The following is a 25,177-nucleotide window of genomic DNA, read 5'->3' on the forward strand; positions in this document are numbered from 1 at the left end:
ACTTTTTTATTTATCTCATTGCTGATTCTTGATATTTGAACAGCAAGTCGTGATGAATCCTGATTGATTTACTAAGAATTAGTGTTAGGAATGAATCGCATTTATTAAAGTTTCGGTTATACTTAAACGTATAGATAAACATTTAATATTGGAGATCGCATGACTGTAGATGTCACTGAAACCTTATCTCAAACTGTTCATCCTGCGTTTCAGCTGGTACGTCAACACCATGTAGAAGCTTTAGACATTTTAGTGTCTGAATATAAACATAAAGTGACTGGTGCAATGCACTACCATTTAGCAACTGATCATGACGAAAATGTGTTCCTTGTTGCTTTCCGTACTCAACCGATGGATTCCAAAGGTGAGGCACATATTCTTGAACATACAGCATTGTGTGGTTCAGAGAAATTCCCAGTACGTGATCCATTCTTTTTGATGATTCGTCGTTCATTAAATACTTTTATGAATGCGTTTACAGCAGCTGATTGGACCGCTTATCCATTTGCAACCCAAAATAAAAAGGATTTCCAAAACCTTTTGGAAGTCTATTTGGACGCGGCTTTTGCGGCCAATTTAAATCCATTGGATTTTGCTCAAGAAGGTATTCGTATTGAGCTGGAAAATGGTGAGCCTGTTTATAAAGGCGTGGTATTTAATGAAATGAAAGGGGCAATGAGTTCACCGTCAGATCAGCTTTATCATCAGCTTGCGCATCATTTGTTCCCGAAAACAACCTATCATTATAATTCTGGTGGTGATCCGAAGGATATTCCTGACCTAACTTATGATGAGTTAGTGGCGTTTTACAAATCACATTATCATCCGAGTAATGCAGTATTTATGACTTTTGGTGATGAGCCTGCTTATAAACTGCAAGAACAATTTGAAAAGTTGGCGCTGTCTAAATTCAGCAAAGGTGAAACGATTTACTCTAAAGAAGAGCAGAGACTAACAGCTCCGATTGAAGTACAAGAAACCTATGCTGTTGATGCAGAAGATTTAACAGACAAGACCTATCATATTTTGTCTTGGTTATTGCCAAAAACCAGTGATGTTAAACTTCGCTTGGGTATGCGTTTGGTTGAAGGGATTCTTTTAGAAAACTCTGCTTCGCCGTTGCGCCATTATTTAGAAACATGTGGTTATGCACAGTCTACAGGTCCAATCATGGGTGTAGATGATTCTAACTATGAAATGACGTTCTATTGTGGAGTTCAAGGTTCAAATCCTGAGCATACTGAAGAATTTAAAAATGGCGTGCTTAATATTCTTCAAGATGTTGCTTCTAAGCCTATCGATAAAGACATGGTTGATGCAATTTTGCATCAAATTGAATTACATCAACGTGAAATCAGTGGTGATGGTACGCCGTATGGTTTAACACTGATCCTCAATGGTTTGGGCAATGCAATTCATCATAATGATCCAATCCATGCTTGGGATGTAGATACTGCCATTGCAGAAGTAAAAGAAGAACTCAAAGATCCGATGTGGTTATCCAACTTGATTCAAGTTCATTTATTGGATAACCCGCATCGTGTACAAATGACTTTAGTTCCAGATGCAAATAAATCTGCTCAAGAAGCAGAAGATGAAAAAGCACGTTTGGCGAAAATTGGTGAGGCTTTGTCAGAAGCAGATAAAGCTGAAATTATCGCCCAGACAGAAGCTTTAAAAATTCGTCAAGAAACACCAGATGATTTGAGCTTATTACCTAAAGTTGGTTTGGAAGACATTCCAGCTGAATTGGCCATTGTTCAAGGCCAATTGCGTGAAGTGATTTGCAATGGGGTAGATACACCATTAAATCTGTACCATGCAGGTACAAATGGAATTTACTACCAACAAGTATTGATTCAAATACCAGATCAAATTGTAAAATCGCCTTATTTTAACTTACTGTCTGTTCTCATGGGAGAAGTCGGTGCGGGAGAATATGATTATCTTGAACTTCAACAGTTACAGACGGCAGTCAGTGGCGGTTTGGGAATGGGCGCTTCACTTCGTTCTAAAACCGATGACAAAGGTCAAATTAGTGCATGGTTGACCTTAACAACCAAATCTTTAACGGATAAGTTTGATGCAATTCAGTTGCTTAAATTGGCTTTTGAGCAACTACGTTTTGATGAAAAAGATCGTATTATCGAACTTTTACAACAACGTAAAACACGTTGGGCTTCTCGTTTATCGGGTTCTGGACATAGTTATGCAATGCAAATTGCCTCACGTCATATGAGTGCGTTGGCAAAACGCGATTATGACAATACAGGCCTAGGCGCATTGAATTGGCTAGGTGATTTGATCGCAAAAATTGAAAAAGATGATGCGGCATATGATGCGTTTATAGATGAGTTAAAATCAATTCATAAAGGCTTAATGCTTGCACCAAAACAATTTTTATTGGTGTGTGAAGAGCATCATTCAGAGCGTTTAGTTGAAGAAGTGCAAACGGTTTGGGATAAACTTGCAGTTGATCAATCTCCTGTCTATTTAACGCAAGTGGCTATGGATGAGAGCAATGCAGATCAAGCTTGGTTAATTCAAGCCAATGTTCAATTTTGTGCTTCTGCTTACCAAGCTGTAGATGTTGCCCATCCAGATGCAGCGCCGTTGATGGTGCTTGCAGGCTATTTACGCAATGGTTTCCTACATAGTGCTATTCGTGAAAAGGGTGGTGCATATGGTGGGGGCGCAAGTTATGATGGCAATGCTTGTTCGTTCCGATTCTATAGTTATCGTGATCCACGCCTTGCAGAAACTTTCCAAGACTTTGAAGCAAGTTTAGATTGGTTGTTAAACAAAGAGCAGCATGATTATCAGCTTGAAGAAGCTATTCTCGGTCTGGTTTCCAGTATGGATAAACCTGGTTCACCAGCAGGTGAAGCCATTACTGCATGCTATGCATTGCTTCATGGACGCACACCTGCGTTTAGAAAGCAATTACGCGAGCGCTTATTAAACGTTACTATTGACGACCTTAAGCGTGTCACACAAACTTATTTACTTGAGCAAAAGCCTGTAAGAGCTGTAGTCGCTCCAGTTGCCAAAAAAGAAGTGTTGGAACAATTAGGTTTTGAAATTAAGAAAGTAAATTAACCCTATAAATTCTTTCTGGAGAATTCTATGTCGTTCAAAAATTTTGAACGTACACCATTGAATCTGAGCATCTTAATGATGCTCAGTTTTGGTTTGGTGACCATTGCTCATGCAGATGATACTGCACAAGTGAATCCTGCAAGTACGCAAGCCTGTGTTGCACTCGAATCTAATGCTGACCGTTTGGCTTGTTACGATAAAATATTTAAAATACCTACAGTTGCTCCGCAAGTTTTGGTGTCAGAGCAACGTGCTGCCTTAGATATTCAAAAAGCCGATGTTGAACCTGAAACCCTCAAAGATAAAATCACCCAGAAAGCAGAAAATTTATTTGCGATTCATGGCGATAAAATTGATCCGAATACCTCATTACTTGATCGACGTTGGGAGCTTTCTCAAGACAGTAAATTAGGTACGTGGAATATTCGAGCGAACCAACCTGTATATTTACTTCCCGCATTTTGGACCAGTAAGAAAAATGAATTTCCACAGAGTCCAAATCCTCAAAACACCGTGGATGAAGATCAAAATTTAAAGTCGATGGAAGCGAAATTCCAGATTTCTTTAAAAACCAAAGCTGCCGAAAATCTGTTTGGGAACAATGGTGATGTTTGGGTCGGTTATACCCAATCTTCTCGCTGGCAAGTTTATAACAGTGAAGAGTCTCGTCCATTTCGTGAAACAAATTACGAACCTGAAGCGAGTTTGATTTTTAGAACCAATTATAATTTATTAGGTTTAAATGGTCGCTTACTGGGTCTGACTTTGAATCATCAGTCAAACGGACGTTCTGATCCGCTATCACGTAGTTGGAATAGGGTCATTTTAAATCTTGGTTTTGAAAAAGATAATTTTGCCTTAATGGTACGTCCGTGGTATCGCATTGAAGAAGATTTTCAGGATGACAATAACCCTGATATTAAAAATTATATCGGTCGTGGTGATTTGACCGCATTCTATCGCTGGAGTGACAATGATTTTTCTTTGATGCTACGTCACTCTTTAAAAGGTGGGGATGACTCGCATGGTGCAATGCAATTTGATTGGGCATTTCCAATTAAGGGCAAGTTACGTGGGCATTTTCAATTGTTTGATGGTTATGGTGAAAGCTTGATTGATTATAATCACCGTGCGACCTATGTTGGTCTAGGTGTTTCGTTAATGAATTGGTATTAATCATTTAAAATAGCGTTGATTGGCTAGATTTAAATAAGAAGCTGTCTTTATACAAGGTAGCTTTTTTGCTTCTGATTATTGAGTTATAGGGAATAGCTGTAGTTTTATTTGGGTAAATAAAGGGAGATCCTATAGCACTATTTTTATACTAGATTAAGTATGGCAACAATCTAAGTACGAATGATGGAGGGCACTTAATTGTAGCGAAACAACCACTTCTATTGCCTCATAAAGCCGACTAATTCTTGTTTCAAAAAAATATAATCATATAACTGAATACAGTACCTAAAATATATCCAGATAAAGCTATGCTTGATGAAATAAGCGCTTAATCAATAGAATAGACGCAATAAAAAACCACGCTATTTTTAACGTGGTTTTTTATAATTTGGCTATTTAAAGGCTTTATTTACGAAGTACTGACTGTTGAATCTTCATCCTCTGAGGCTTTTTGTTCAGGTTCAACCAAAAAACCACCTGTCTGTCTATGCCATAAGTGTGCATAAATACCATTTTGTGCGATCAGTTCCTCGTGAGTACCTTGTTCTGCAATTTGACCTTGATCTAAAACAATCAAACGATCCATTTGAGCAATGGTTGAAAGACGGTGAGCAATCGCGATCACAGTTTTATTTTGCATTAACTCATCTAAGCTCGATTGAATTGCAGCTTCAACTTCGGAGTCTAAAGCACTGGTTGCTTCATCCAAGATTAAAATAGGCGCATCTTTTAAAAATACACGTGCAATGGCAATACGTTGACGTTGACCACCAGAAAGTTTTACCCCACGCTCACCAACATAAGCATCATAGCCAGTACGACCTCTTAAGTCTGAAAGTTGCGGAATAAACTCATCTGCTTTGGCTTTTCTTACTGCTTCATACATTTCTTCATCAGTCGCATCAGGACGACCATATTTGATATTTTCCGCAACTGTACGATGCAATAAAGAGGTATCTTGGGTCACAAGCGCAATATTTTTTCTTAAACTGTCTTGAGTGACTTCTTCAATATTTTGACCATCAATGGTAATTTTTCCATTATTGATGGTGTAAAAATGTAAAAGTAATTGAATTAATGTAGATTTTCCAGCGCCTGAACGTCCAACAATACCAATTTTTTCACCTGGTTGAATGTTTAAATTAAAGTGATCAATGACTTTTTTGCTGTTATAAGCAAATGTGACATCACTAAATTTAATATTGCCTTGAGTCACAACAAGTGGTTTGGCATCTTCTTTGTCTTGGATATTAATCTGACGACCTAAAGTTTGCATGCCATCTTGAATTGTGCCGACATTTTCAAATAGGGCAGAAGTTTGCCACATCATAAACTCAGCCATACTGTTAAGTTTAAGAATCATGGCTGTTGTTGCTGCAATCACACCAATCGCTGCTTGACCCTGTAACCATAACCAAACGGCAGTACCTAAAACACCAAAGAATAAAACGGCTGTTAGCAAATTGATGCAAAGTTCGTATGCAGTGCCTAAACGCATTTGTTTGAACACTGTACGCATAAACTCTTTCATTGACTCTTTTGCATACTGGCTTTCGCGGCCTGCATGTGCAAAAAGTTTTACTGTCTGAATATTGGTATAGGCATCGGTTACACGCCCAGTCATCACCGCACGCGCATCGGCTTGTTCTTTGGAAATTCGTCCTAATCTTGGAATGTAATATAAGGCTGCACTAATAAACAACGCCAACCATAATAAAAGTGGAATCAATAGAATAGGAGAAATTGATCCCAATACAATGCTGATGGTGATGAAATAGATGACAACATAAGTCACCATGTCGCCCAAAATCACCCAAAACTCACGTACCGCTAGTGCCGTCTGCATGACTTTGGCAGATAAACGTCCAGCAAAGTCATTATGGAAGAAGTCTAAGCCTTGGCGTAGCATTAGATTATGGAATCTCCAACGCAAACGCATTGGAAAACTACTGTATAAAATCTGATGTCTGATAATGGATTGCATACTGGCAAAAAAGATATTTGCCAATAAAATACAGCTTAAAAAGATCAAATTTTCACGATGATTTACTAAAAAGTCTTGAGGTTTAGACTGTGTTAACCAATCGACTAAATGTCCGATTTGTGAAAAAAACAAAGCTTCAAAACTTGCTGTTGCAGCAGTGAATAATATTAAAATCAATAAATAACGCTTAACACCAGTCGCGGCTTGCCAAACAAATGGAAAGAACTTGGTGGGTAATGGTTCGTTTAAACCTTTCGACGGATATGGATCGACTAACTTTTCAAACCATTGCAGCAACATAAAATCCTCGTGGAAATTTTATAGATTGATTAAATTGTAAAATATTGAAATGAAGTTACAACCTGAACAGCTTAAATTATTTTAAGGCAAATTCAGCAGAAATTGGGAGAATAGTGGGGTAATGTAGATTGTATAGTTTTCGCGGAAATTACACCAGTTATTTATATCGAATAAAAACGATTTATAGTATAGCCAAAGATAATTAAAAAATTATTGTACTTTGACAATCTAATCGTAAATTGAACATTAATCTTCTAACACTTTAACAATCATAAGAAAGTAAAAACACTGCTCGAATGTTTTTTACATGAGCGTTCAATTCTTAAAAGAAACTTTGCCTTTCTATAAGTACTATATTAAAATATAGATTACAGTCTATATTTCTAGGTTTCGCATGTGGACAGTCATTACAACGGATTTGTTTAATGAATGGCTTGAACAGCAAGATGATTCAACACAGGAAAAAGTCTTAGCTGCATTGGTCGTTCTACAACAGCTGGGGCCAAGTTTAGGTCGCCCTTTAGTTGATACCGTAAATGACTCGAAATTCACGAACATGAAAGAATTACGTGTTCAGCATAGAGGTAAACCACTAAGAGCCTTTTTTATATTTGATCCATTACGACAGGCTATTGTGCTTTGTATTGGTAATAAGGGCGGTAAAAAGCGTTTTTATAAAGAGATGTTAGATATTGCAGAACAGCAATACGAACTTCATCTTTCAACCCTAGGAGATCAATCTAATGGCTAAAACCTTACAGGAACTATTGGCTGGTCGCTCTCCAGAGAGTCAAGACCGAATTCAAAAAATGGCTGATGAACTACGTTTACAAACGCAGCTGCATCTTATTCGAGAAGAATTAGAGATTTCGCAAAAAGAATTAGCTGAGATACTTGGAATCAAGCAGCCTTCACTTTCAGCAATTGAAAATCGTGGTCATGATCTTAAAATTTCAACAATAAAGAAATATGTTGAAGCAATGGGAGGGAAGCTTCGCATTGATGTAGAGCTTCCCACAGGAAAACATATTGAATTTAATGTTTAACTGTTGAAAATGGAAGCGATAAGCTTCCATTTTTTGATAGGAATGAGCACGATTATGCTGAAAATTATCTAAACTTAAATTTAATTGAGTCTAGAGCTGTGTTAAAACGCTAAATGTCTACTTTTTTATTTTGGGTTTTAAATCATTGACAAAGAGTATCAATCCAAACAGTATTGGACTACTCAGTATGCACAAGGCCACAAAAGAGATGCTATTGCCATAATTTAAACTGAATAAAAATAAAGCCAAGATGATCAACGCAAACGAGATAACTTTTACCAATTTCACATGTTGCGCTAAAACAGACAATTTACTTTTCTGAGTCTTGGTGATCTGCTTTGAGCTGATCAAATACAAGCTATAACTGGCAATCAGTATCAGGAGAAATGCAAATACCAATATCATGACACAGACTCCTGCGCTGATTTTTGTTCCAGTTTTTTCTTGATCTTCGCAACAGCTTTGTTTTGAATCGGTGTGATTCTTTGATGTAAAAAAATCGCTAAAATGGCAAATAACCAGATCATTAAGTCCACACGTAAAAATAACCAATAGTCCTGTAATGAATGAATATATTGATTAGAAATCAGATAATAGACATTTAAAATAGGCAAGGCTAATGTCATGGCAATCAGCAACTTGAGCTGAGTTTTCCAGAGATATTGTTGTTTTGTGCAGAGCGCAATTATAAAACTGAATAACCATAAAGTGAAAAATGTATAGACTTCATAATTCGGTGTATCTGCTTGAAGTTGCACAAAACGATTGGCATATAAATAACCCAACATCGCAATGGGTAAACCAATAATCATCGTGGTATTGAGTCGATTTACCAGATAATGTCCAAAGTGAAAATGATCATTTTTCTTTTGTAATTGTCGTTTTAAACTCCAGAGCAATAAGCCCGAAGCAATCATTGCACAGCCCAGAAGACCAGAGAAAAACAAGCCTAAACGTAATAAAGGTTGGGCGAAATTCGCCATATGCAGCCCATACATACTGGCATTTAATGTTGCAATTGCACTGTTATTACGAGTATTCTCAATTAAAGCACCAGTAGCGCCATTAAAGCTAAGTTGTGCTTGATTACGTGTAATCGAATGATCTTCTAAGGCAGTAATCGTGAGCTTGGCAAGCTGTGTATTGGGTTGATCTACGGTTATGTTATCAATATTAGTTTTTCCCCATTGCTGTTGGGTTTGTTGCAGGAAATGTTGAATAGATAACATATTCTTCGGCTGCGCTTGTTGAGCCTTGTTTGCAGTTGAAACATGACGAATTTCATCAAAATACTGATATGGATTATCTGGATAGGCTTTTTTCATCCCTGCGGGGAAAAGCAGATAGAAAAAGATCGCTAAGCCGGTAAATGTAATGGTTAAGAAAAAGGGCAATGCGATTACCGAACTTACATTATGAAAATCTAAATATGAACGCTGACCTTTAAATGCTCTTAAGGTAAAGAAATCGGTAAATATCTTTTTATGGGTAATAATGCCTGAAATCAAGGCTATAAACATAATTAACGCTGCAAAGGTGACAATCAAACGCCCAATCGAATAAGGCATTCCATAAAGCTGATAATGAAACCCATAAAAGAAATCACCGCCTTGTGTGGCAGAAAGACTCAATTCTTTACCTGTATTGGCATCTAAAGTTTTACTTTCATAACCACCATCTGCTTTTTGCCAATAAATTTTATTTGCAGGGGTATTCTGGTTTGCAACGGCGATATACCAACTTTTTGCATCTGGGGCATTTTTTTGCAAATAAGCAAATGCAGACTGTATAGCGGATTCCTGTTTGATCTGCATACTCGCGAATTGTGGTTGCATCCACATACTAATTTCATGGCGATAATATGTTGCAGAACCTGTCAAAAAAATTGCAAATAACAGCCAGCCGAAAGTAAGCCCGATCCAAGAGTGTAACCATGCCATAGATTGACGAACAGATTTATGCATGAGTTAACCTATAAACTTGGAAAATAGGAAAAAAGTAGCAACCAGAGCTAGGCTGATCAGCGTAAGTTTTTTTAAAGAATGTATACAAAAGCTTAGAATCACAAAAATAATGTAAAAAATAAGTGCGCTAAATGCCGCCAAGTAAATAGATTCAGCTTTGGCAAAATAAGGATAAAATACATCAATTAAAGCTAAGGATACTAAATAACTGCACACATAGCCCATACCAAAAGCCAGTATAAAACGATAGAGCACTGATAAAGGGTAGAGCACAATCTGCATAACGATCACTTTCTTGCAATTGAAAACGCCTTAATCTTAAAAGATTAAGGCGAATTCAGATTAGTATTTAAATTTTACAGCAACACTATAGTTTGCAGATGGGCCATAAAAAGCCTGACCATCTGGGAAGCTATATAAATATTTTTTGTCTGTCACATTGTTTGCATTTGCCTGTAGCGAAATATGCTTATTCAAGTCATAGCTACCCATCAAATTCACAAAAGCATAAGCATCTTGGGTAATTGTACTCTTTTCAGAAGAGTCATACAGCTTGGTCGAATCTTGCCATTGTAACGCTGCGCCAATTTTCAGTTTAGGTATAGCTGGAATAGTATAGGTGGTTAAAAGTTTAATGGTTTGGTTAGGGTTGTAAGTACGTGCCTCTCCGCCATTTTTTAAATCTTTTAAGCTAAATTGGCTATAGCCAAATGCCAGATTTAAATAATCTGTTAATTGTTCTGCCAGTCCAACTTCTACCCCTTGAGAGCGCAAGTCACTGGTTTCAACTTTTCGATTGAGAGGGTTTCCGTCAGAGTTACGTAATGGGTAATTACTTTGTTCTGTACGAAACACCGCCAAAGTTCCAGTGAGTTTGTCATCTAGCCATGAACTTTTAATACCTGCCTCATAGCTTTCGCCTTCAACTGGTTTGAGTGCTTTATTATCAGTACCTAATCCAGATTGTGGGCGGAAAATAGAGGTATAGCTTAGATAACCCGTGTATTCAGGGTTAAAGTTATAGGTAATGCCAGCATAAGGAGATACTTTGTTTTCATCATAGGCCATTGATGAACCATAACTTTCACCTTCACTTTTAGCTTGAACATAATTTAAACCGAGTAAAAGTTTTAAATCATCGTTTAAGTGTAGGCGTGTTGCAGCATATACAGAATTGAGCTTTTGAGTATAGTTTGCAGCATCACTAAAAGCAGACCAAGTTACTGATTGGGGTGTCCAGCTTGCCCAGTTTGTGGTGAGCTGACGTAAATAACCTTTGGAATAATCATTGTAGATATTAATATCATTGATCATACCTGAAGTTTGTTGATCAAACTGTTTACTTTGTAGATAACTATAACCCAGTGTCGCTTCGTGTTCTCGGCCAAATAATGAATAAGAGCCTTGTAGATTTAAGTCAGCAAAATGTCTTTTTAGGCTTTCTTTTCCGCCCCAAGCGGTAAGGGCTACATCCGCTCCATTTTGATCAGGGTAACCAAAAAAATAGAGTAAGTTACTGTTGTGGTCGGTTTGGGTGTAGTTATAGCTCAGCTTTGCTGTCCATTTATCATTAATTTTTTGCTTTAGCTCAGCAAAAGCATTTTGTGACTTATTGTCACAATAGGCCCAATCTGGATTAGGATTATAATTTCGGTTATAAGAAAGTTGATTTCCATCTGCACCGAGAAGTGGTAAAGCCCCCCAATTATTTGCATTAGGTTTGTTTTGTTGTTGGCTATAACCGACTGTCAATAATGTGCTATCACTTAAATCCGCATCAATGATGCCAGAAAATCCATTTTTCTCGGATGAATAGCGATCTAGATAAGAATCTCCAGTTTGTTCATAACCCATCAAACGTCCGCGGATGCTGCCTTCTTTGTTTAATGCACCTGAAACATCTGCTTCATAGCGTTGGGTATTCCAAGAGCCATAACTTAGCCCAGCATTGGCTTGAAATTCTTGGGTAGGACGCTTACGGATATAATCGATTGTTGCGCTTGGATCACCAAAAGCATTGGTTAAGGCATCTGCACCTTTAATCACATCAATACGATCGTAAAAATATGTATCAGGGTTGGTATTATTATAATTGTAGCTGCTAGAAGGGAAGCCGACGCCATCAGTTAAAATATTTGAGATTTCAAAACCACGAGCAGTGTAGGTTGAACGTTCGGTTTCTTGACTGCTGACAGTAATACCAGGCGTATTACTTAGAGCCTCACGTGCACTATTGAGTGCAAAATCATTTAATTGCTGACGTGTCACAACATTCACTGTTTGTGGTGTTTCTTTGACTGGAATATTCAGCTTGGCCGCACTTGCAGATTTTTTAACGATATAAGATTTTGATTGTTCAGAGCTTAATTCAGTTTGATCAGCTGCGGCTTGAACTGAAATCGTGGGTAGATTTTCAATATCTGCAGCAAAACTCTGCTGAGCACTGAGTACCGCTAAACTAAGAATAGAGAACTTAAAACTGTGTGGGAGAGAATTCAGCATTGCTTATCTTAAATGATAATAATTATCGCTTAGTTTATTGTTAGTAGCATGAGCTTACAATAGTCGTGCAATTGAAAATATAAATAGAAAATAAAATAACGATAGAAAATTAGATGAATTGTTATATAAATTCACGCATTTGCCATACCAGTATCCTGTTTTGACTATTCACAATTAAATCTTATGAATATGCTATCATGCACTTATAGTGCTGATCAGGAAGAATATCTTGCAAAATCGAAAGCTTAAAATTGGAATTGTCGTAGGTGAGGTATCGGGGGATACTTTAGGCGCAAAACTTATTCGTCGTTTTCGTGAACAGGGTATTGATGCTGAATTTGAGGGGATTGGTGGTCCTCAAATGATTGCAGAAGGATTTAACAGTTTTTATTCAATGGATATTTTATCTGTGATGGGAATTGTTGAAGTGCTTAAAGATTTAAAAAAATTATTTGCAGTACGTGATGGTCTGGTCGAGAGATGGTCTGCCAATCCCGTAGATGTTTTTATCGGTATTGATGCGCCAGACTTTAACTTACGCCTTTCAAAAAGTATAAAACAGAAAAACTTGCCTATTAAAACGGTGCAATATGTCAGTCCATCTGTATGGGCTTGGCGACAAGGACGGGTGCATGGCATCAAAGCCAGTGTTGATTTAGTGCTTTGTCTATTTCCGTTTGAAAAAGGCTTTTATCAACGGTATGACGTACCAGCAGCCTTTGTTGGGCATCCACTGGCAAGTCAATTGCCATTACAAAATCCAATTTTGGATGCCAAGCAAGAGCTTGGTTTAGATATCAGTCAAAAGCATATTGCCTTGTTACCGGGGAGTCGACGTGGTGAGATTGAACGACTTGGGCCGTTGGTGTTGGATGCAGCAAAAATTCTTTATCAAAAATATCCAGATTATCAGTTCCTGATTCCTGCCATTAATGATTTACGCAAACAGCAAATTCAGGAATTATTAAAGCATTATCCAAGTGATTTGGTTGCAAAAATTCATTTACTGGAAAATACCGATAAAGAATCAAAAATTGGTCGTCAGGTCATGAATGCTGCCAATATTGTGGCTTTGGCATCGGGGACAGCGACACTTGAAGCATTATTGTTACATCGCCCAATGGTGACTTTTTATAAGTTGAATTGGTTAACTTATGTGATTGCTAAATTTTTAGTGAAAATTCCGTATTATTCATTGCCGAATATTATTGCGGGTAAAAAAGTGATTCAAGAGCTTATTCAACAAGATGCCACAGCAGAAAATTTGGCCAATCAAATTGAAAAATTAATGAATATTGAAACTGCACAAATTCAGGTGATGCAATTGATCACCATGCACAAGCAACTTTTGGCTGGAAATAGTGAAGATCCAGTTCAGGCGATTTTAGCAATTTTAACAGCTTGATTTTTAACGCTAGCAACTGATTAAGCAAATATTCGTTTGCTTATCGAACTGCTGGAAAACCTTGTAATCAGTTTAGAAAACATTTAACCAATAAAAACTCCTCTAAATCTAAGATAAAGAGGAGTATGTATAAATCAATTTTGGGGTTTGGGGGTAAAACTATTCCGCCCGAACTTTAAGTTCATAACCTGTATATTTACGAATATTGATGACACCCGTATCCATAATCAAGTATTGACCTTTGATTCCTTGTAGCTTGCCCCGAATGATTGGGGTTTTATCTAAATTGTGCGATTTAACTTTTTCAGGGTAAATATCGACAGGGTAGATGAATTCACGAGGTAATTCATTTTCTAACAATTCAACCGTTTCATTAAATTCAAGATTTTGCGCAAACTCATCGCGAATACTTTGAATCTTAGGGGAAAATTCTTGAACCAATTCATTACGAATTTCAATCAGATCAATCGGTTCAGCTTCACCTTTAAGTAGCTTTCGCCAATCCGTTTTATCTGCAACCTGTGTTCCAAACATGACTTCAAGTTGACCTGAAAGACGGCGCGAACCGACTTTTAAAATAGGCAGTGCTTGGGTCGCACCTTGGTCTAACCAGCGTGTTGGCATTTGACCTAGACGGGTAATCCCCACTTTTAAAGCACTTGAATTTGCTAGATATACTATATGCGGTTGAAAGCAAACCTCATGAGCAAAATCATCTTCACGGCAAGTACCTAAATGATAATGGCAAGTTTCAGGCTTCATGATACACATGTCGCAAGACGCCTTGGTTTTCATACATTTAAAGCAGTGGCCTTGCGAATAAGACTTCGGTGTTTTTGCGCCACAAGAAACACAATAAATATTTCCTGTCGCTTCAATCTCAATTTCCTGGCCTAAACTAAATGGTAGCTCGGTTTCTGAGCGATCTAATATAAATTTATATTCAACATTTGCCTTATGTGTTTGTTGATCAGTTACACTAAGGTCTTTAAGACCTGCATGCATTTTATGACAAATGCCTTGTAGTTCCATGTTTAATTACTCGCTTCAAAAAAGGTGCAGTTATGGCTGAGCAAAATGTCATCACTTCAATGCTAGACGATTTATCGCAAGAACAGCCAATTCAAACTGCATTGTGTATTGGGCAAAATTTGGCGCAATACCCTACAAATTATTCAATTCAATGGTCCCATTTTAACGTATCTGAGTTTTTAAGTCTGCCTTTTACGCAACGATATGATTTAGGATTTGTACTTTTAGATACAGATGAAATGTCTGGGGTGACCGATTTGCAGAAATCCCAGTTATTGGTCAAGTTGCGTGATTTACTGGCAAAACGAATCGTCGTGGCATGTCAGTTAAAAGATGAACAGTTGCTCAGATCGCTTGGTTTTACTCAACTTATTGATAAAACATTACATCAAAATGATTTTGCACTTTGGCAGTTTAATATTTTGACCTATAAGCATGTACCAGATTGGTTTAATTCTAAGTTTTGGGCCAACCCAGAAAACTGGAATAAATTTCGTTGGTAATGGTTTTATTTTAGTTATAAAAATCAGCCTTAAGCTATTGCAAAATTTAACAATTCCAATTTTGGTGAATAGGATAAAGCCAAGTATGCTGTACTTGTCTCATAAAACTTAAAAAAGGAAAACTCATGACAGATTTAACCAATATTGTGGAAATTCTGGCAAAACAAGCACTTGGCGGACAACAACAATCACAAGGCGGGCTTGGTGGTGGATTGGGCGGGGTACTTGGTTCAGTACTCGGTGGCTTGGGTGGGCAGCAACAACAATCACAAGGTGGATTGGGCGGCGTACTCGGTTCAGTTTTAGGTGGTTTGACAGGTGGACAACAACAACAAGCACCACAAGCGGGTGGTTTTAATGCTTCTTCTTTATTGATTGCAGTTGTGCCATTAGTCTTGGGTTGGATTCAACAAAATGGTGGCCTACAGGGTGCTTTGGCTAAATTGCAAGGTGCAGGCTTAGGTGGGCAGGTTCAAAGTTGGGTCGATCCGTCACAAGGTAATGGTGCTGTAAATGTTGAGCAAATCCAGAGTTTATTTGGTGGTCAGCAAGTCGAGCAAGTTGCTCAACAAGCCAATGTTCCGACCAATGAAGTGTATGGTGCAATCTCTACAGTATTACCGCAAATTATTGATTCACTCACACCACAAGGTGATGCAACAGATCACACTGAAGCCAATGGTGATATTCAAAATGTCATGAATTTGGTATCAGGCTTTTTAAAGTAAAATCGAACATAAAAATGATCAAAGCTAGTCAATAGATGTTGACTGGCTGATTTTAATTAAGGCTTAGGGTCATCCCCAATTGCTTCGCTACTTTTTACGTCGCCATTCTGTTTCTTTTTAACATATTTAATTTGCCCATATCCTTCAGCATACCATTCATCCAATGTTTCATCTCCGATTTGAGAAATGAAATGACATGCATTATCGAACTTTAAGGTATTGTCATCATTGTCAATTAAAGTCAGATCCTCAAACCCTACAAATACTAAGTCAATCGTCTTATTGTTTTCAGACTTATCATTGTTATCCATTTGCGACTCAATGACTGCGTTATACGTCATTTGGAACTTTTGCTGTGGTTTGAGATTGGATGGGAATGTTGGAAGCGGGGCTTGATAGGTGGTTTTTACCAGCACATCATTAGGATTTGATCCGAGCGCAGCAATACCATAGTCTAAGTTTGCAAGCATGGTACGGCCAGTTAAATCGTAGATATAATCTGTGCGCACACCTGCGCCTTGTCTAACGATTGCTATCGCATTCTGATTGTTAAAGGTTGTGGGAACAATCTGGATTTCTGTCTCTTCATTGTTGTTTAGAGTAAACTGTTTGTTGGGTTCTAACTTAAAGCAATTATCTGAATTGGCTGCTTTATGTACTTTTTTAACCACTGGTGCTTCTGCTTGATGTTCAGAACTGTCATGCGGTTTGTTTTTAGAACAAGCAACACTAAAAATAGAAAGTAAGCTAAGTAAAACAACAGTTTTGTTCATTTTTATCCTAGACGATAAAGTTTAAATTTCACGAGGCTATTTTTCACCATGAGCCAATAAAAAACAACCATATTCTTACGAAATATGGTTGGAGTAAACTTTATATTTATGAATGGCTTATTATTCGGCTAAAACAGTTTTGTCTTCCTCTTCATCATCTTCAGCAGAATCCATACCTAATTCTTTGAGTTTGCGGGTTAAAGTGTTACGCCCCCAACCTAAGAGTTCAGCAGCATGACGTTTACGACCACGGGTTTGTTGAAGTGCTGCGATGATCAAAGTACGTTCAAACATTGGGGTGGCAATGTCTAAAATTTTCATTTCACCATTTTTAAGCTTTTGAATCGCCCATTGCGCCAGTAACTCATCCCAATGATGTAATGCAACACGGTCGATACCAGCTTGCGCTTGACCTTGATCATCAGATTTATTGATTGGAATTTGTTTTAATTCTGACGGTAAGTCTTCTGGATAAACTTCACGGCCTGTGATCATCACAGTTAACCAGCGGCAGGTATTCTCGAGTTGACGTACGTTGCCTGGCCAAGGCAGTTTTTGAATATACTCTTGCGTTTCTGGGCGTAAAATTTTTGGACTAACCCCGAGTTCTTTACCCGCGCGTGCCAAGAAGTGTTGTGCCAACATCGGAATATCTTCAGAACGATGAGCAAGTTTAGGAATATGAATACGAATGACATTTAAGCGATGATATAAGTCTTCACGGAAACGGCCATCATTGACCAACTTTTCTAAATCTTGATGTGTTGCTGCCACGATACGAACATCAACACGAACTGGAATATGACCACCAACACGATAAAATTCACCATCTGCCAAAACACGGAGTAGACGTGTTTGTGTTTCAAATGGCATATCACCAATTTCATCTAAGAATAAGGTTCCACCATTGGCTTGTTCAAAACGACCTTGGCGTTGAGTATTGGCACCAGTAAATGCACCTTTTTCATGACCAAATAATTCAGTTTCAATCAAATCTTTTGGAATAGCTGCCATGTTTAAAGCAATAAATGGTTTACTGCTTCTTGGTGAGTGGCGATGTAAAGCATGCGCAACTAACTCTTTACCTGTCCCAGACTCCCCGTTGATCAATACGGTAATATGCGATTGAGATAGACGTCCAATGGCGCGGAAAACTTCCTGCATTGCAGGGGATTCACCAATAATCTCAGTAGATTGAATTGGGGTGACTTTGGCAGATTCTTGTTGTTGCAGCTTGTTGATGTGCAAAATGGCACGATTCACCAACGCAAGTGCTTCATCAATATCAAAAGGTTTTGGTAGATATTCAAAAGCACCTGTTTGATAGCTCGATACTGCAGATTCTAAATCTGAGTGTGCTGTCATAATAATCACAGGCAGATCAGGATAACTTCCTTTGACTTTTCCTAGGAAGGTTAAACCATCAATGCCGGGCATACGAATATCAGTGAGAATGACATCTGGCGCATTGCTTGGAAGCTGATCTAAAGCAGATTGTGCTTCTTCAAAACTGGTGACATCAAAGCCTTCTTCTTTAAATGTTTTTTCCAAGACCCAACGCATAGCACGGTCGTCATCGATCACCCAAATTTTATTATGCGACATGGTTAGACTCCCAAGGTAGATATAAGCTAAATACTGTTTTTCCAGGAACGGATTGGCATTCAATCATTCCGTTGTGTTGATGCATGATATTTTGTGCGATGCTTAAGCCAAGACCTGTTCCTTTGGCACGGCCAGTCACAAGCGGATAAAACACGGATTCTAAAATTTCTTCAGGAACACCAGGGCCATTGTCTTCAATATCAATACGAATGGCTGATTTATTCAGTACGCCATTAATCGTCACCAAACGTTGAATGCGTGTACGCAACATCAGTTCAGGTTGATGATCAATAAAAAACTCACGATTCTCAGTCATCGCCTGTACCGCATTGACACTAATATTGAGCATCACTTGAATCAGTTGATCGCGATCTGCTTTGACATCAGGCAATGAAAGGTCATAGTCTCGTGTGATTTTAATTTTTTTCTTGGTTTGATTTACAATTAAAGAGCGAACACGTTCAAGCGGTTCATGCACGTTGACCAGTTCGTAGCTCGGGAGCTGACGTGAACCCAGCATAGTATCAGCAAGGTTTCTTAAACGATCGACTTCACTGATAATAATATCGGTGAACTCCGCATATTGTGGATCGTTTAAACTACGAGCAAGCAGTTGAGTTGCACCACGAATTCCACCTAATGGGTTTTTGATTTCATGTGCAACACCTCGAATCAGTTGCCGTGCAACTTGGTGTTGTTGAATCAGGTTTTCTTCTTTAGAAATTTTAAGCATCCGATCAATCGGATTTAATTCAATTAATAGTAATGGGTGATAGGGTCTTCCTGTATTTAACTGTGATACGGAATAATCAACATGCATGTCTTTAAAGTTAACATTGATAATCGCTTCACGGCGTGTATAGGCTTGACCTGTTTTTATTGAGTTGTTTAATGCTTCCAAGGTATTAAAGCTATCATTTGGTGCATGTAAAATATTAATCACTGGCTGACCTGCCGCACGAAGCAAGCTAATATCAAACAATGCTTCGCATGATGAATTAAGATAAAAAATATTTAAATTACAATCGACCAAAAGAATTGCAGTGGTTAAATTATCCACCAGCAATCTATAATCAATTGTTGGGTATTGATCCATTAGCAGAGCTTTCCTGTCTTTAAATAGCGCAATGGCATCTGCACCTCGTTTTCTATTTTTCCGAACATGGGTGATTGAATCGGTTAAATCGTCCTGATATAAAGCAAGATGCACGCCAACTTTTAAATACTGCGCAGTTTTCTTACATGAATGATAAAAATTGCGCATTTACTGCGCTTTATTCAAGTGTAAAAACCTGCATTCATATTACGCTATCATTATATTGTTCCAAAATGGTGCATTGTAGTAATTTAATTATTTGATTGGATGTATTTTGGTGCATTATACAAAGAGTGCAGTTTCCACCTGTTTTTATCTCTTGAAAAGTCATACAATACGCGGATTATAGTGGAGCGCAGATTCATGAAGTCCCCCAAAGTCGGTTTTGTATCTTTAGGTTGTCCTAAGGCATTGGTAGATTCTGAACGCATTTTAACGCAGTTAAAGACTGAAGGTTATGATGTTGCATCAGATTATGAAGGTGCTGATTTAGTTGTTGTGAACACCTGTGGTTTTATTGAATCTGCAGTACAAGAGTCTTTAGACGCAATTGGTGAAGCCATGAGCGCCAATGGTCGTGTGATCGTCACAGGCTGTTTGGGTAAAGATGAAGATAAAATTCGCCAGATGCATCCAAATGTCTTAAAAGTGACAGGTGCGGCGGCGTATCAAGATGTGATGGAAGCTGTCCATCAGTATGTTCCAGAACCACCGAAACATAATCCTTTTGTAGATCTTGTACCTGAGCAAGGTATTCGTTTAACACCTAAACATTATGCTTATTTAAAAATATCAGAAGGCTGTAACCATCGTTGCACATTCTGCATTATTCCAAGCATGCGTGGTGATCTTGTGTCACGTCCTGTTGGCTCTGTATTAAATGAAGCACAGGCGTTAAAAAAAGCGGGTGTAAAAGAAGTCTTGGTGATTTCTCAAGACACCTCCGCTTATGGTGTAGATACCAAATATAAGCTTGATTTTTGGAATGGTCAGCCTGTTAAAACCAAATTCTATGACATGTGCGAAGCGCTCGGTCAGTTAGGGATTTGGGTGCGATTACATTATGTTTATCCATATCCACATGTGGATGCGGTGATTGACTTAATGGCACAGGGTAAAATTCTTCCGTATCTAGACATTCCTTTTCAACACGCCAGTCCGCGCATCTTAAAATTGATGAAGCGACCAGCTCATAGTGAAAACACCTTGGAACGTCTAAAATTATGGCGTGAAAAATGTCCTGAATTGGTTATTCGTTCAACATTTGTCGTGGGTTTTCCAGGTGAAACTGAAGAAGATTTTCAAATGTTATTGGACTGGTTGCAAGAGGCGAAACTTGATCGTGTGGGTTGCTTTACCTACTCACCTGTAGAAGGCGCAACAGCCAACGATTTGCCTGATCATGTTCCTGAAGAAATTAAGCAACAACGCTATGAACGTTTTATGGAAGTTCAACAAGCGATTTCTGCTGAAAAACTGCAAAGTCGTATTGGCCAAACCATGACAGTTTTAGTGGATGATCTTGAAGAAGAATTCCCAGTCGCAGTTGCTCGCTCTTATGCAGATGCACCTGAGATTGATGGTAATGTTTTTGTTGAAGATATTGATAAGTCAGTGATAAAAGCTGGTGATTTACTTGAAGTCGAAATTACAGATGCAGATGAATACGATTTATTTGCCAAGTTGATTCGCGTTAAATCAGCTTAAGTGTTGCCGATTTCGATTTGATTAAATACGAATAAAATTGTAGATATAAGTATTGGAGTTTTGTGATGTTAGATTCTAAAAAGCCACGCTATGAGCGAATTTTGCTGAAACTTTCGGGTGAAGCGCTTGCGGGTAATAAAGACATGGGGATTGATGCCCAAGTCTTAGATCAAATGTCTTTATCTATTGCTCACTTGGTTGGTTTGGGTGTGCAAGTGGGTATCGTGGTGGGTGGTGGTAACTTATACCGTGGTAGTCAATTGCAAAAAGATGGTTTGGTTGGCCGTGTAACGGGTGACCAAATGGGTATGCTTGCCACAGTAATGAATGGCTTAGCATTACGTGATGCTTTGGTTCGCCGTAACATCAAAACCCGTTTAATGTCAGCATTACCAATTGGTGCAGTAGTTGAAGCCTATTCAAGCCGTGATGCAATTCGCCACTTAACTCAAGGTGAGGTGTGTGTATTTGTTGCAGGAACAGGTAATCCATTCTTTACAACGGATACTGCAGCGTGTTTACGTGGTATTGAAATTGAAGCAAATCTTATTTTAAAAGCCACTAAAGTTGATGGTGTCTACAATAAAGACCCAAGCAAATATGATGATGCTGTTAAATATGACCATTTAAGTTTTGATGAAGTTTTAGATGAGAAACTTGGTGTCATGGATTTAACTGCAATTTGCTTATGCCGCGATCACAATGTGCCACTTCAAGTATTTGATATGAACAAGTCTGGTGCTTTGCTTTCTGTGGTAATGGGCGAAAAAGAGGGCACTCACGTTACAAACTAATGTACGTGGGTAGTAAAGCTCTTTATACTACTGCAATTTTAGATTAGGGTGTATTGACACTTCGCCTGTTTATGAAATGTCATTAGACCTCATACACATTTAGATAAATAAGTAAGGAAGATCATATGATTAACGATCTTAAAAAAGACGCAGAAGACCGTATGAATAAGTCATTGGAGTCTTTGGAACATGGTTTTGCAAAGGTTCGTACAGGTCGTGCGCATCCATCGATCCTAAATGGAGTTATGGTTCCTTACTATGGTTCTGACGTGCCGTTAAACCAAGTGGCTAACGTGGGTGTTGAAGATTCACGTACTTTGTTAGTTCAACCATTTGAACGTTCAATGGTTTCTGCAATTGATAAAGCAATCCGTGAATCAGATTTGGGCTTAAACCCAGTAACTGCTGATGCGATTCGTGTGCCAATGGCAGCTTTGACAGAAGAAACACGTAAAGATATGCAGAAAGTTGCACGTAACGAAGCAGAAAATGCCAAAGTTGCGATTCGTAACATTCGTCGTGATGTTTTAGGCGATATCAAATCATTATTAAAAGATAAAGAAATTTCTGAAGATGATGAACGTCGTGCAGGTGATGATATCCAAAAAATTACCGATAAATTTGTTGCTGAAGTGGACAAACGTCTTGCTGCGAAAGAAGCTGAATTGATGAAGGTCTAAGATTTAAATGACCACATCTGAAGACAACCATCTTCCAAAACATGTTGCCATCATCATGGATGGCAACAATCGTTTTGCAAAAAAGAAACAACTGCAAAAAGGTGACGGACACCGTGAAGGTAAAAATGTCCTTGATCCGATTGTAGAGCATTGCCGTAAAGTTGGCGTTCAAGCGCTTACTGTGTTTGCTTTTTCAAGTGAAAACTGGAACCGACCACAGTATGAAGTTGATTTGTTAATGAAATTGTTGGAAGACACAATTCATGAGCAAATTCCACGGATGGAAAAATTCGAAATTTCGTTGAGATTTATTGGTGATCGTAGTCGGCTTTCTCCAGAGCTACGTGAATTAATGTTGCATGCTGAACAAAGGACTGCTAAGTTCAGTAACATGACTTTAACAATTGCAATTAGCTATGGTGGTATGTGGGATATCGCAGATACTGCACGTAAACTTGCGCAACAGGTTAAAGATCAACAAATTGATGTGAATCAAATCAATACTGAGTTATTTGCACAACAAATAAGTTTGGGGGATTTGCCACCCGTGGATTTATTGATTCGTACAGGCGGTGATTACCGACTGTCTAATTTCTTACTGTGGCAGGCTGCATACGCTGAGTTATATTTTACTGAGACATTATGGCCAGAATTTACAGTGCAAGAGTTGGATCATGCGTTCAATATTTTTTCAGGGCGTGAAAGACGTTTCGGAAAAACCTCTGAACAAATTCAACAAGAACATATAGAGAATTTATAATGTTAGAGCGGATTATAACCGCATTGGTATTGGTGGCAGTTGTACTGAGTTGTATGTTTGCAACAAAATCTCAATATCCAATGTTAGTGTTAATGATTATCGCAGCTGGGGCAGCAGGTTATGAGTGGTTTAAACTCATGCCACATGAATCTGACCATGTGAAGAAAATAAAAGCTGCTGGATTCGGTGTATTGACCGCTTTTTTTTCAGGGTTAGCATTATATTTTAATGATTTGGCGCTTATTCTTTGGAGTGCCTCTATTCTCACTTGGTTGTGTAGTCTGTACTGGGTAAAACATTATCCTGAATACGATGGCTGGTACAATATCACTTTAAATATTGTTGGCTTGGTTTTAATCAGTGCCGCTGTTACCGCTATTTTTGAAGTTTGGAAAAGCTCGCCTTGGTGGTTGATGTACCTGTTCCTGTTAGTTTGGGGCGCGGACAGTGGTGCATATTTTGTTGGGCGTAAATTTGGTAAGCGTAAACTTGCACCAGATGTGAGTCCAAACAAATCAATTGAAGGTTTGATTGGTGGGATTGTCACTGTTGCGATTGTGATCATTGTGGTTCAATCGATTTATCTACATTTAACGCTTCCACAACATATTCTTTTCCTAGTTTTGTCTATTGTGACTGTGTTTAGCTCTGTGCTTGGCGACTTGTTTGAATCTATGATTAAACGTCGTGCAGGAATTAAAGACTCAGGTCGTATCCTTCCAGGACATGGTGGGGTGCTTGATCGTATAGATTCATTGCTTGCTGCGGCTCCGTTTTTTGCGGCTGGCATGTATGTTTTAAAACTTATTGGTGTAGATTTATAGATGTCACAATCTGTTTGTATATTAGGTGTTACAGGTTCTATTGGGCGCAGTACTTTAAAAATTTTACAACAGCATTCGGACCAGTATTCAGTTTTTGCAGTGACTGGATTTAGTCGAATCAAAGAACTCAGTGAAATATGCAAACAATATCGACCGAAATGTGTTGTTGTACCATCGGATAAAGTAGATGAGTTACAACAGCTACTTGCTATACATCATATTTTTGATATCGAAATCCTCACAGATGAAGCAGGGCTTATTACCGTATCGGAACATCCTGATGTAGATGTAGTGATGGCAGCAATTGTTGGTGCAGCAGGATTGTTGCCTACTTTAGCCGCAGTGAAAGCAGGTAAGCGCGTTTTACTTGCCAACAAAGAAGCCTTGGTGATGTCTGGCGATATTATGCTTCAAGCAGCTAAAGATCATCATGCTTTGTTACTGCCTGTCGACTCTGAACATAATGCTATTTTTCAATGTCTTCCTCAAAATTATTTACAGATTCAACCCAATGGTGAGCCTCAATTGGGGGTCAAGCAAGTTTTGTTGACTGCTTCAGGCGGCCCATTTTTAAGTTTTAGTTTAGAACAATTAAAAACCGTAACACCTGCACAAGCCTGTAAACATCCAAATTGGTCGATGGGACAAAAAATCTCGGTAGATTCTGCAACCCTGATGAATAAAGGTTTAGAATTGATCGAAGCATGTCATTTATTTTCAATTAAAGAACAATTTGTTACAGTTGTTGTTCATCCACAAAGTATCATTCATTCAATGGTTCAATATGTGGATGGTTCAACTTTGGCTCAAATGGGTAATCCTGATATGTGTACGCCGATTGCGCATGCACTTGCATGGCCTGAGCGGATTCAAACTCATGTCCCGCCTCTGGATTTATTTGTCCATTCACAACTCGATTTTCAAGCGCCAGATATTACGCGTTTTCCATCGCTTAAACTGGCTCGAAATGCTATGCAGGCGGGTGGATTGGCACCGTCTATTCTCAATGCTGCTAATGAAATTGCTGTGAGTGCTTTTTTACAGCAAAAAATTGCGTTTTTAGAAATTTCACAAGTGGTTGAACATACCTTAAATCACGTTCAAAATGGTTTGGCAGATTCGATTGACACGATTTTGCAGACAGATCAACTTGCGCGCCAAGTTGCTTCACAACGCATTACACAATTGGGAAGCTGATC

21 protein-coding genes are annotated in these 25,177 nt (G+C 38.4%); 13 read left to right on the forward strand and 8 right to left on the reverse strand.

What is annotated here, in order from left to right; genetic code table 11:
* The first annotated feature begins 159 nt into the window (after positions 1 to 159).
* Both FY049_RS17230 and FY049_RS17235 read left to right on the forward strand, forming a co-directional pair.
* On the forward strand, positions 160 to 3,099 hold the full coding sequence (locus tag FY049_RS17230; protein ID WP_056511732.1) for an insulinase family protein: 2,940 nt from the start codon (positions 160 to 162) through the stop codon (positions 3,097 to 3,099).
* 27 nt (positions 3,100 to 3,126) lie between these two features.
* Positions 3,127 to 4,275: a phospholipase A gene (locus tag FY049_RS17235; RefSeq protein ID WP_446084052.1), complete on the forward strand. Its 1,149-nt coding sequence runs from the start codon at positions 3,127 to 3,129 to the stop codon at positions 4,273 to 4,275.
* A gap of 409 nt (positions 4,276 to 4,684) precedes the next feature.
* On the opposite strand, the gene FY049_RS17240 is transcribed toward FY049_RS17235, so the two are convergent.
* Complete coding sequence (locus tag FY049_RS17240) at positions 4,685 to 6,556, reverse strand: ABC transporter ATP-binding protein (protein WP_446084068.1); 1,872 nt, start codon at positions 6,554 to 6,556, stop codon at positions 4,685 to 4,687.
* A gap of 397 nt (positions 6,557 to 6,953) precedes the next feature.
* Here FY049_RS17240 and FY049_RS17245 point away from each other — a divergent pair, with 397 nt between their 5' ends.
* Together FY049_RS17245 and FY049_RS17250 are read left to right on the forward strand one after the other, a co-directional pair.
* Positions 6,954 to 7,310 carry a type II toxin-antitoxin system RelE/ParE family toxin gene (locus tag FY049_RS17245; RefSeq protein WP_004719695.1) on the forward strand — a complete coding sequence of 119 codons (357 nt, stop codon included), beginning with the start codon at positions 6,954 to 6,956 and terminating at the stop codon, positions 7,308 to 7,310.
* Positions 7,303 to 7,605 carry a helix-turn-helix domain-containing protein gene (locus FY049_RS17250; protein WP_004719697.1) on the forward strand — a complete coding sequence of 101 codons (303 nt, stop codon included), beginning with the start codon at positions 7,303 to 7,305 and terminating at the stop codon, positions 7,603 to 7,605. The genes FY049_RS17245 and FY049_RS17250 overlap by 8 nt, the downstream gene beginning before the upstream one ends.
* A 401-nt stretch (positions 7,606 to 8,006) precedes the next feature.
* Here FY049_RS17250 and FY049_RS17255 read toward each other — a convergent pair whose 3' ends face one another.
* From FY049_RS17255 to FY049_RS17265, 3 genes are read right to left on the reverse strand one after another with little or no spacing between them, the layout of a single operon-like run.
* The gene (locus tag FY049_RS17255) at positions 8,007 to 9,569 is read right to left on the reverse strand and encodes a PepSY-associated TM helix domain-containing protein (protein ID WP_446084053.1); all 1,563 of its coding nucleotides are present in this window, start codon (positions 9,567 to 9,569) and stop codon (positions 8,007 to 8,009) included.
* 3 nt (positions 9,570 to 9,572) lie between these two features.
* Positions 9,573 to 9,851, reverse strand: coding sequence for a hypothetical protein (locus tag FY049_RS17260; RefSeq protein ID WP_056511720.1), 279 nt, complete (start codon positions 9,849 to 9,851; stop codon positions 9,573 to 9,575).
* 60 nt (positions 9,852 to 9,911) lie between these two features.
* Positions 9,912 to 12,071, reverse strand: coding sequence for a TonB-dependent siderophore receptor (locus FY049_RS17265; protein ID WP_446084054.1), 2,160 nt, complete (start codon positions 12,069 to 12,071; stop codon positions 9,912 to 9,914).
* Between the two features lie 229 nt (positions 12,072 to 12,300).
* Here FY049_RS17265 and lpxB point away from each other — a divergent pair, with 229 nt between their 5' ends.
* Positions 12,301 to 13,476: a lipid-A-disaccharide synthase gene (gene lpxB / locus FY049_RS17270; protein WP_056511715.1), complete on the forward strand. Its 1,176-nt coding sequence runs from the start codon at positions 12,301 to 12,303 to the stop codon at positions 13,474 to 13,476.
* Positions 13,477 to 13,635: 159 nt separating this feature from the next.
* On the opposite strand, the gene FY049_RS17275 is transcribed toward lpxB, so the two are convergent.
* Entirely contained in the window at positions 13,636 to 14,508 is an 873-nt protein-coding gene (locus FY049_RS17275) for a DUF2797 domain-containing protein (RefSeq protein WP_004719710.1), read from the reverse strand.
* Positions 14,509 to 14,540: 32 nt separating this feature from the next.
* Here FY049_RS17275 and FY049_RS17280 point away from each other — a divergent pair, with 32 nt between their 5' ends.
* Together FY049_RS17280 and FY049_RS17285 are read left to right on the forward strand one after the other, a co-directional pair.
* Positions 14,541 to 15,011 carry a DUF6231 family protein gene (locus FY049_RS17280; protein WP_419354821.1) on the forward strand — a complete coding sequence of 157 codons (471 nt, stop codon included), beginning with the start codon at positions 14,541 to 14,543 and terminating at the stop codon, positions 15,009 to 15,011.
* A 125-nt stretch (positions 15,012 to 15,136) separates the two neighbouring features.
* Positions 15,137 to 15,739, forward strand: coding sequence for a YidB family protein (locus FY049_RS17285; RefSeq protein ID WP_004719714.1), 603 nt, complete (start codon positions 15,137 to 15,139; stop codon positions 15,737 to 15,739).
* 56 nt (positions 15,740 to 15,795) lie between these two features.
* Here the strand turns inward: FY049_RS17285 and FY049_RS17290 are convergent, their stop codons facing one another.
* From FY049_RS17290 to glnL, 3 genes are all read right to left on the reverse strand, one after another.
* Positions 15,796 to 16,512 (reverse strand): hypothetical protein, encoded by a 717-nt coding sequence (locus tag FY049_RS17290; RefSeq protein ID WP_327857281.1) that lies wholly within the window; start codon positions 16,510 to 16,512, stop codon positions 15,796 to 15,798.
* A 120-nt stretch (positions 16,513 to 16,632) separates the two neighbouring features.
* A complete protein-coding gene (gene glnG / locus FY049_RS17295) occupies positions 16,633 to 18,117 on the reverse strand; it encodes a nitrogen regulation protein NR(I) (protein WP_004719719.1) in 1,485 nt (494 codons plus the stop codon).
* Positions 18,107 to 19,213 (reverse strand): nitrogen regulation protein NR(II), encoded by a 1,107-nt coding sequence (glnL, locus tag FY049_RS17300; protein WP_034613940.1) that lies wholly within the window; start codon positions 19,211 to 19,213, stop codon positions 18,107 to 18,109. Before glnL ends, glnG begins: the two co-directional genes overlap by 11 nt.
* Before the next feature lie 363 nt (positions 19,214 to 19,576).
* On the opposite strand from glnL, the gene rimO reads away from it, so the two are divergent.
* The 6 genes from rimO to ispC all read left to right on the forward strand — a co-directional run bounded on the left by rimO (position 19,577) and on the right by ispC (position 25,175).
* On the forward strand, positions 19,577 to 20,920 hold the full coding sequence (gene rimO / locus FY049_RS17305; protein ID WP_004719723.1) for a 30S ribosomal protein S12 methylthiotransferase RimO: 1,344 nt from the start codon (positions 19,577 to 19,579) through the stop codon (positions 20,918 to 20,920).
* A 65-nt stretch (positions 20,921 to 20,985) separates the two neighbouring features.
* Entirely contained in the window at positions 20,986 to 21,714 is a 729-nt protein-coding gene (gene pyrH / locus FY049_RS17310) for a UMP kinase (protein WP_004719725.1), read from the forward strand.
* Between the two features lie 125 nt (positions 21,715 to 21,839).
* Complete coding sequence (frr, locus tag FY049_RS17315; RefSeq protein ID WP_004719727.1) at positions 21,840 to 22,394, forward strand: ribosome recycling factor; 555 nt, start codon at positions 21,840 to 21,842, stop codon at positions 22,392 to 22,394.
* A gap of 7 nt (positions 22,395 to 22,401) precedes the next feature.
* Complete coding sequence (uppS, locus tag FY049_RS17320) at positions 22,402 to 23,154, forward strand: polyprenyl diphosphate synthase (RefSeq protein ID WP_004719730.1); 753 nt, start codon at positions 22,402 to 22,404, stop codon at positions 23,152 to 23,154.
* A complete protein-coding gene (locus tag FY049_RS17325; protein ID WP_004719733.1) occupies positions 23,154 to 23,978 on the forward strand; it encodes a phosphatidate cytidylyltransferase in 825 nt (274 codons plus the stop codon). Before uppS ends, FY049_RS17325 begins: the two co-directional genes overlap by 1 nt.
* Positions 23,979 to 25,175: a 1-deoxy-D-xylulose-5-phosphate reductoisomerase gene (gene ispC / locus FY049_RS17330; RefSeq protein ID WP_446084055.1), complete on the forward strand. Its 1,197-nt coding sequence runs from the start codon at positions 23,979 to 23,981 to the stop codon at positions 25,173 to 25,175. It abuts the gene before it with no gap.
* Positions 25,176 to 25,177: the final 2 nt, after the last annotated feature.

The organism is Acinetobacter sp. 1125_18A, assembly GCF_052824985.1.

Excerpts from the sequence above, each read along its gene's own strand:
- FY049_RS17230 (WP_056511732.1), top strand. The coding sequence starts at position 160 with ATGACTGTAGATGTCACTGAAACCTTATCTCAAACTGTTCATCCTGCG.
- FY049_RS17235 (WP_446084052.1), top strand. The coding sequence starts at position 3,127 with ATGTCGTTCAAAAATTTTGAACGTACACCATTGAATCTGAGCATCTTA.
- FY049_RS17245 (WP_004719695.1), top strand. The coding sequence starts at position 6,954 with ATGTGGACAGTCATTACAACGGATTTGTTTAATGAATGGCTTGAACAG.
- FY049_RS17250 (WP_004719697.1), top strand. The coding sequence starts at position 7,303 with ATGGCTAAAACCTTACAGGAACTATTGGCTGGTCGCTCTCCAGAGAGT.
- FY049_RS17255 (WP_446084053.1), bottom strand. The coding sequence starts at position 9,569 with ATGCATAAATCTGTTCGTCAATCTATGGCATGGTTACACTCTTGGATC.
- FY049_RS17260 (WP_056511720.1), bottom strand. The coding sequence starts at position 9,851 with ATGCAGATTGTGCTCTACCCTTTATCAGTGCTCTATCGTTTTATACTG.
- FY049_RS17265 (WP_446084054.1), bottom strand. The coding sequence starts at position 12,071 with ATGCTGAATTCTCTCCCACACAGTTTTAAGTTCTCTATTCTTAGTTTA.
- FY049_RS17275 (WP_004719710.1), bottom strand. The coding sequence starts at position 14,508 with ATGGAACTACAAGGCATTTGTCATAAAATGCATGCAGGTCTTAAAGAC.
- FY049_RS17280 (WP_419354821.1), top strand. The coding sequence starts at position 14,541 with ATGGCTGAGCAAAATGTCATCACTTCAATGCTAGACGATTTATCGCAA.
- FY049_RS17285 (WP_004719714.1), top strand. The coding sequence starts at position 15,137 with ATGACAGATTTAACCAATATTGTGGAAATTCTGGCAAAACAAGCACTT.
- FY049_RS17290 (WP_327857281.1), bottom strand. The coding sequence starts at position 16,512 with ATGAACAAAACTGTTGTTTTACTTAGCTTACTTTCTATTTTTAGTGTT.
- glnG (WP_004719719.1), bottom strand. The coding sequence starts at position 18,117 with ATGTCGCATAATAAAATTTGGGTGATCGATGACGACCGTGCTATGCGT.
- glnL (WP_034613940.1), bottom strand. The coding sequence starts at position 19,213 with ATGGATCAATACCCAACAATTGATTATAGATTGCTGGTGGATAATTTA.
- rimO (WP_004719723.1), top strand. The coding sequence starts at position 19,577 with ATGAAGTCCCCCAAAGTCGGTTTTGTATCTTTAGGTTGTCCTAAGGCA.
- pyrH (WP_004719725.1), top strand. The coding sequence starts at position 20,986 with ATGTTAGATTCTAAAAAGCCACGCTATGAGCGAATTTTGCTGAAACTT.
- frr (WP_004719727.1), top strand. The coding sequence starts at position 21,840 with ATGATTAACGATCTTAAAAAAGACGCAGAAGACCGTATGAATAAGTCA.
- uppS (WP_004719730.1), top strand. The coding sequence starts at position 22,402 with ATGACCACATCTGAAGACAACCATCTTCCAAAACATGTTGCCATCATC.
- FY049_RS17325 (WP_004719733.1), top strand. The coding sequence starts at position 23,154 with ATGTTAGAGCGGATTATAACCGCATTGGTATTGGTGGCAGTTGTACTG.
- ispC (WP_446084055.1), top strand. The coding sequence starts at position 23,979 with ATGTCACAATCTGTTTGTATATTAGGTGTTACAGGTTCTATTGGGCGC.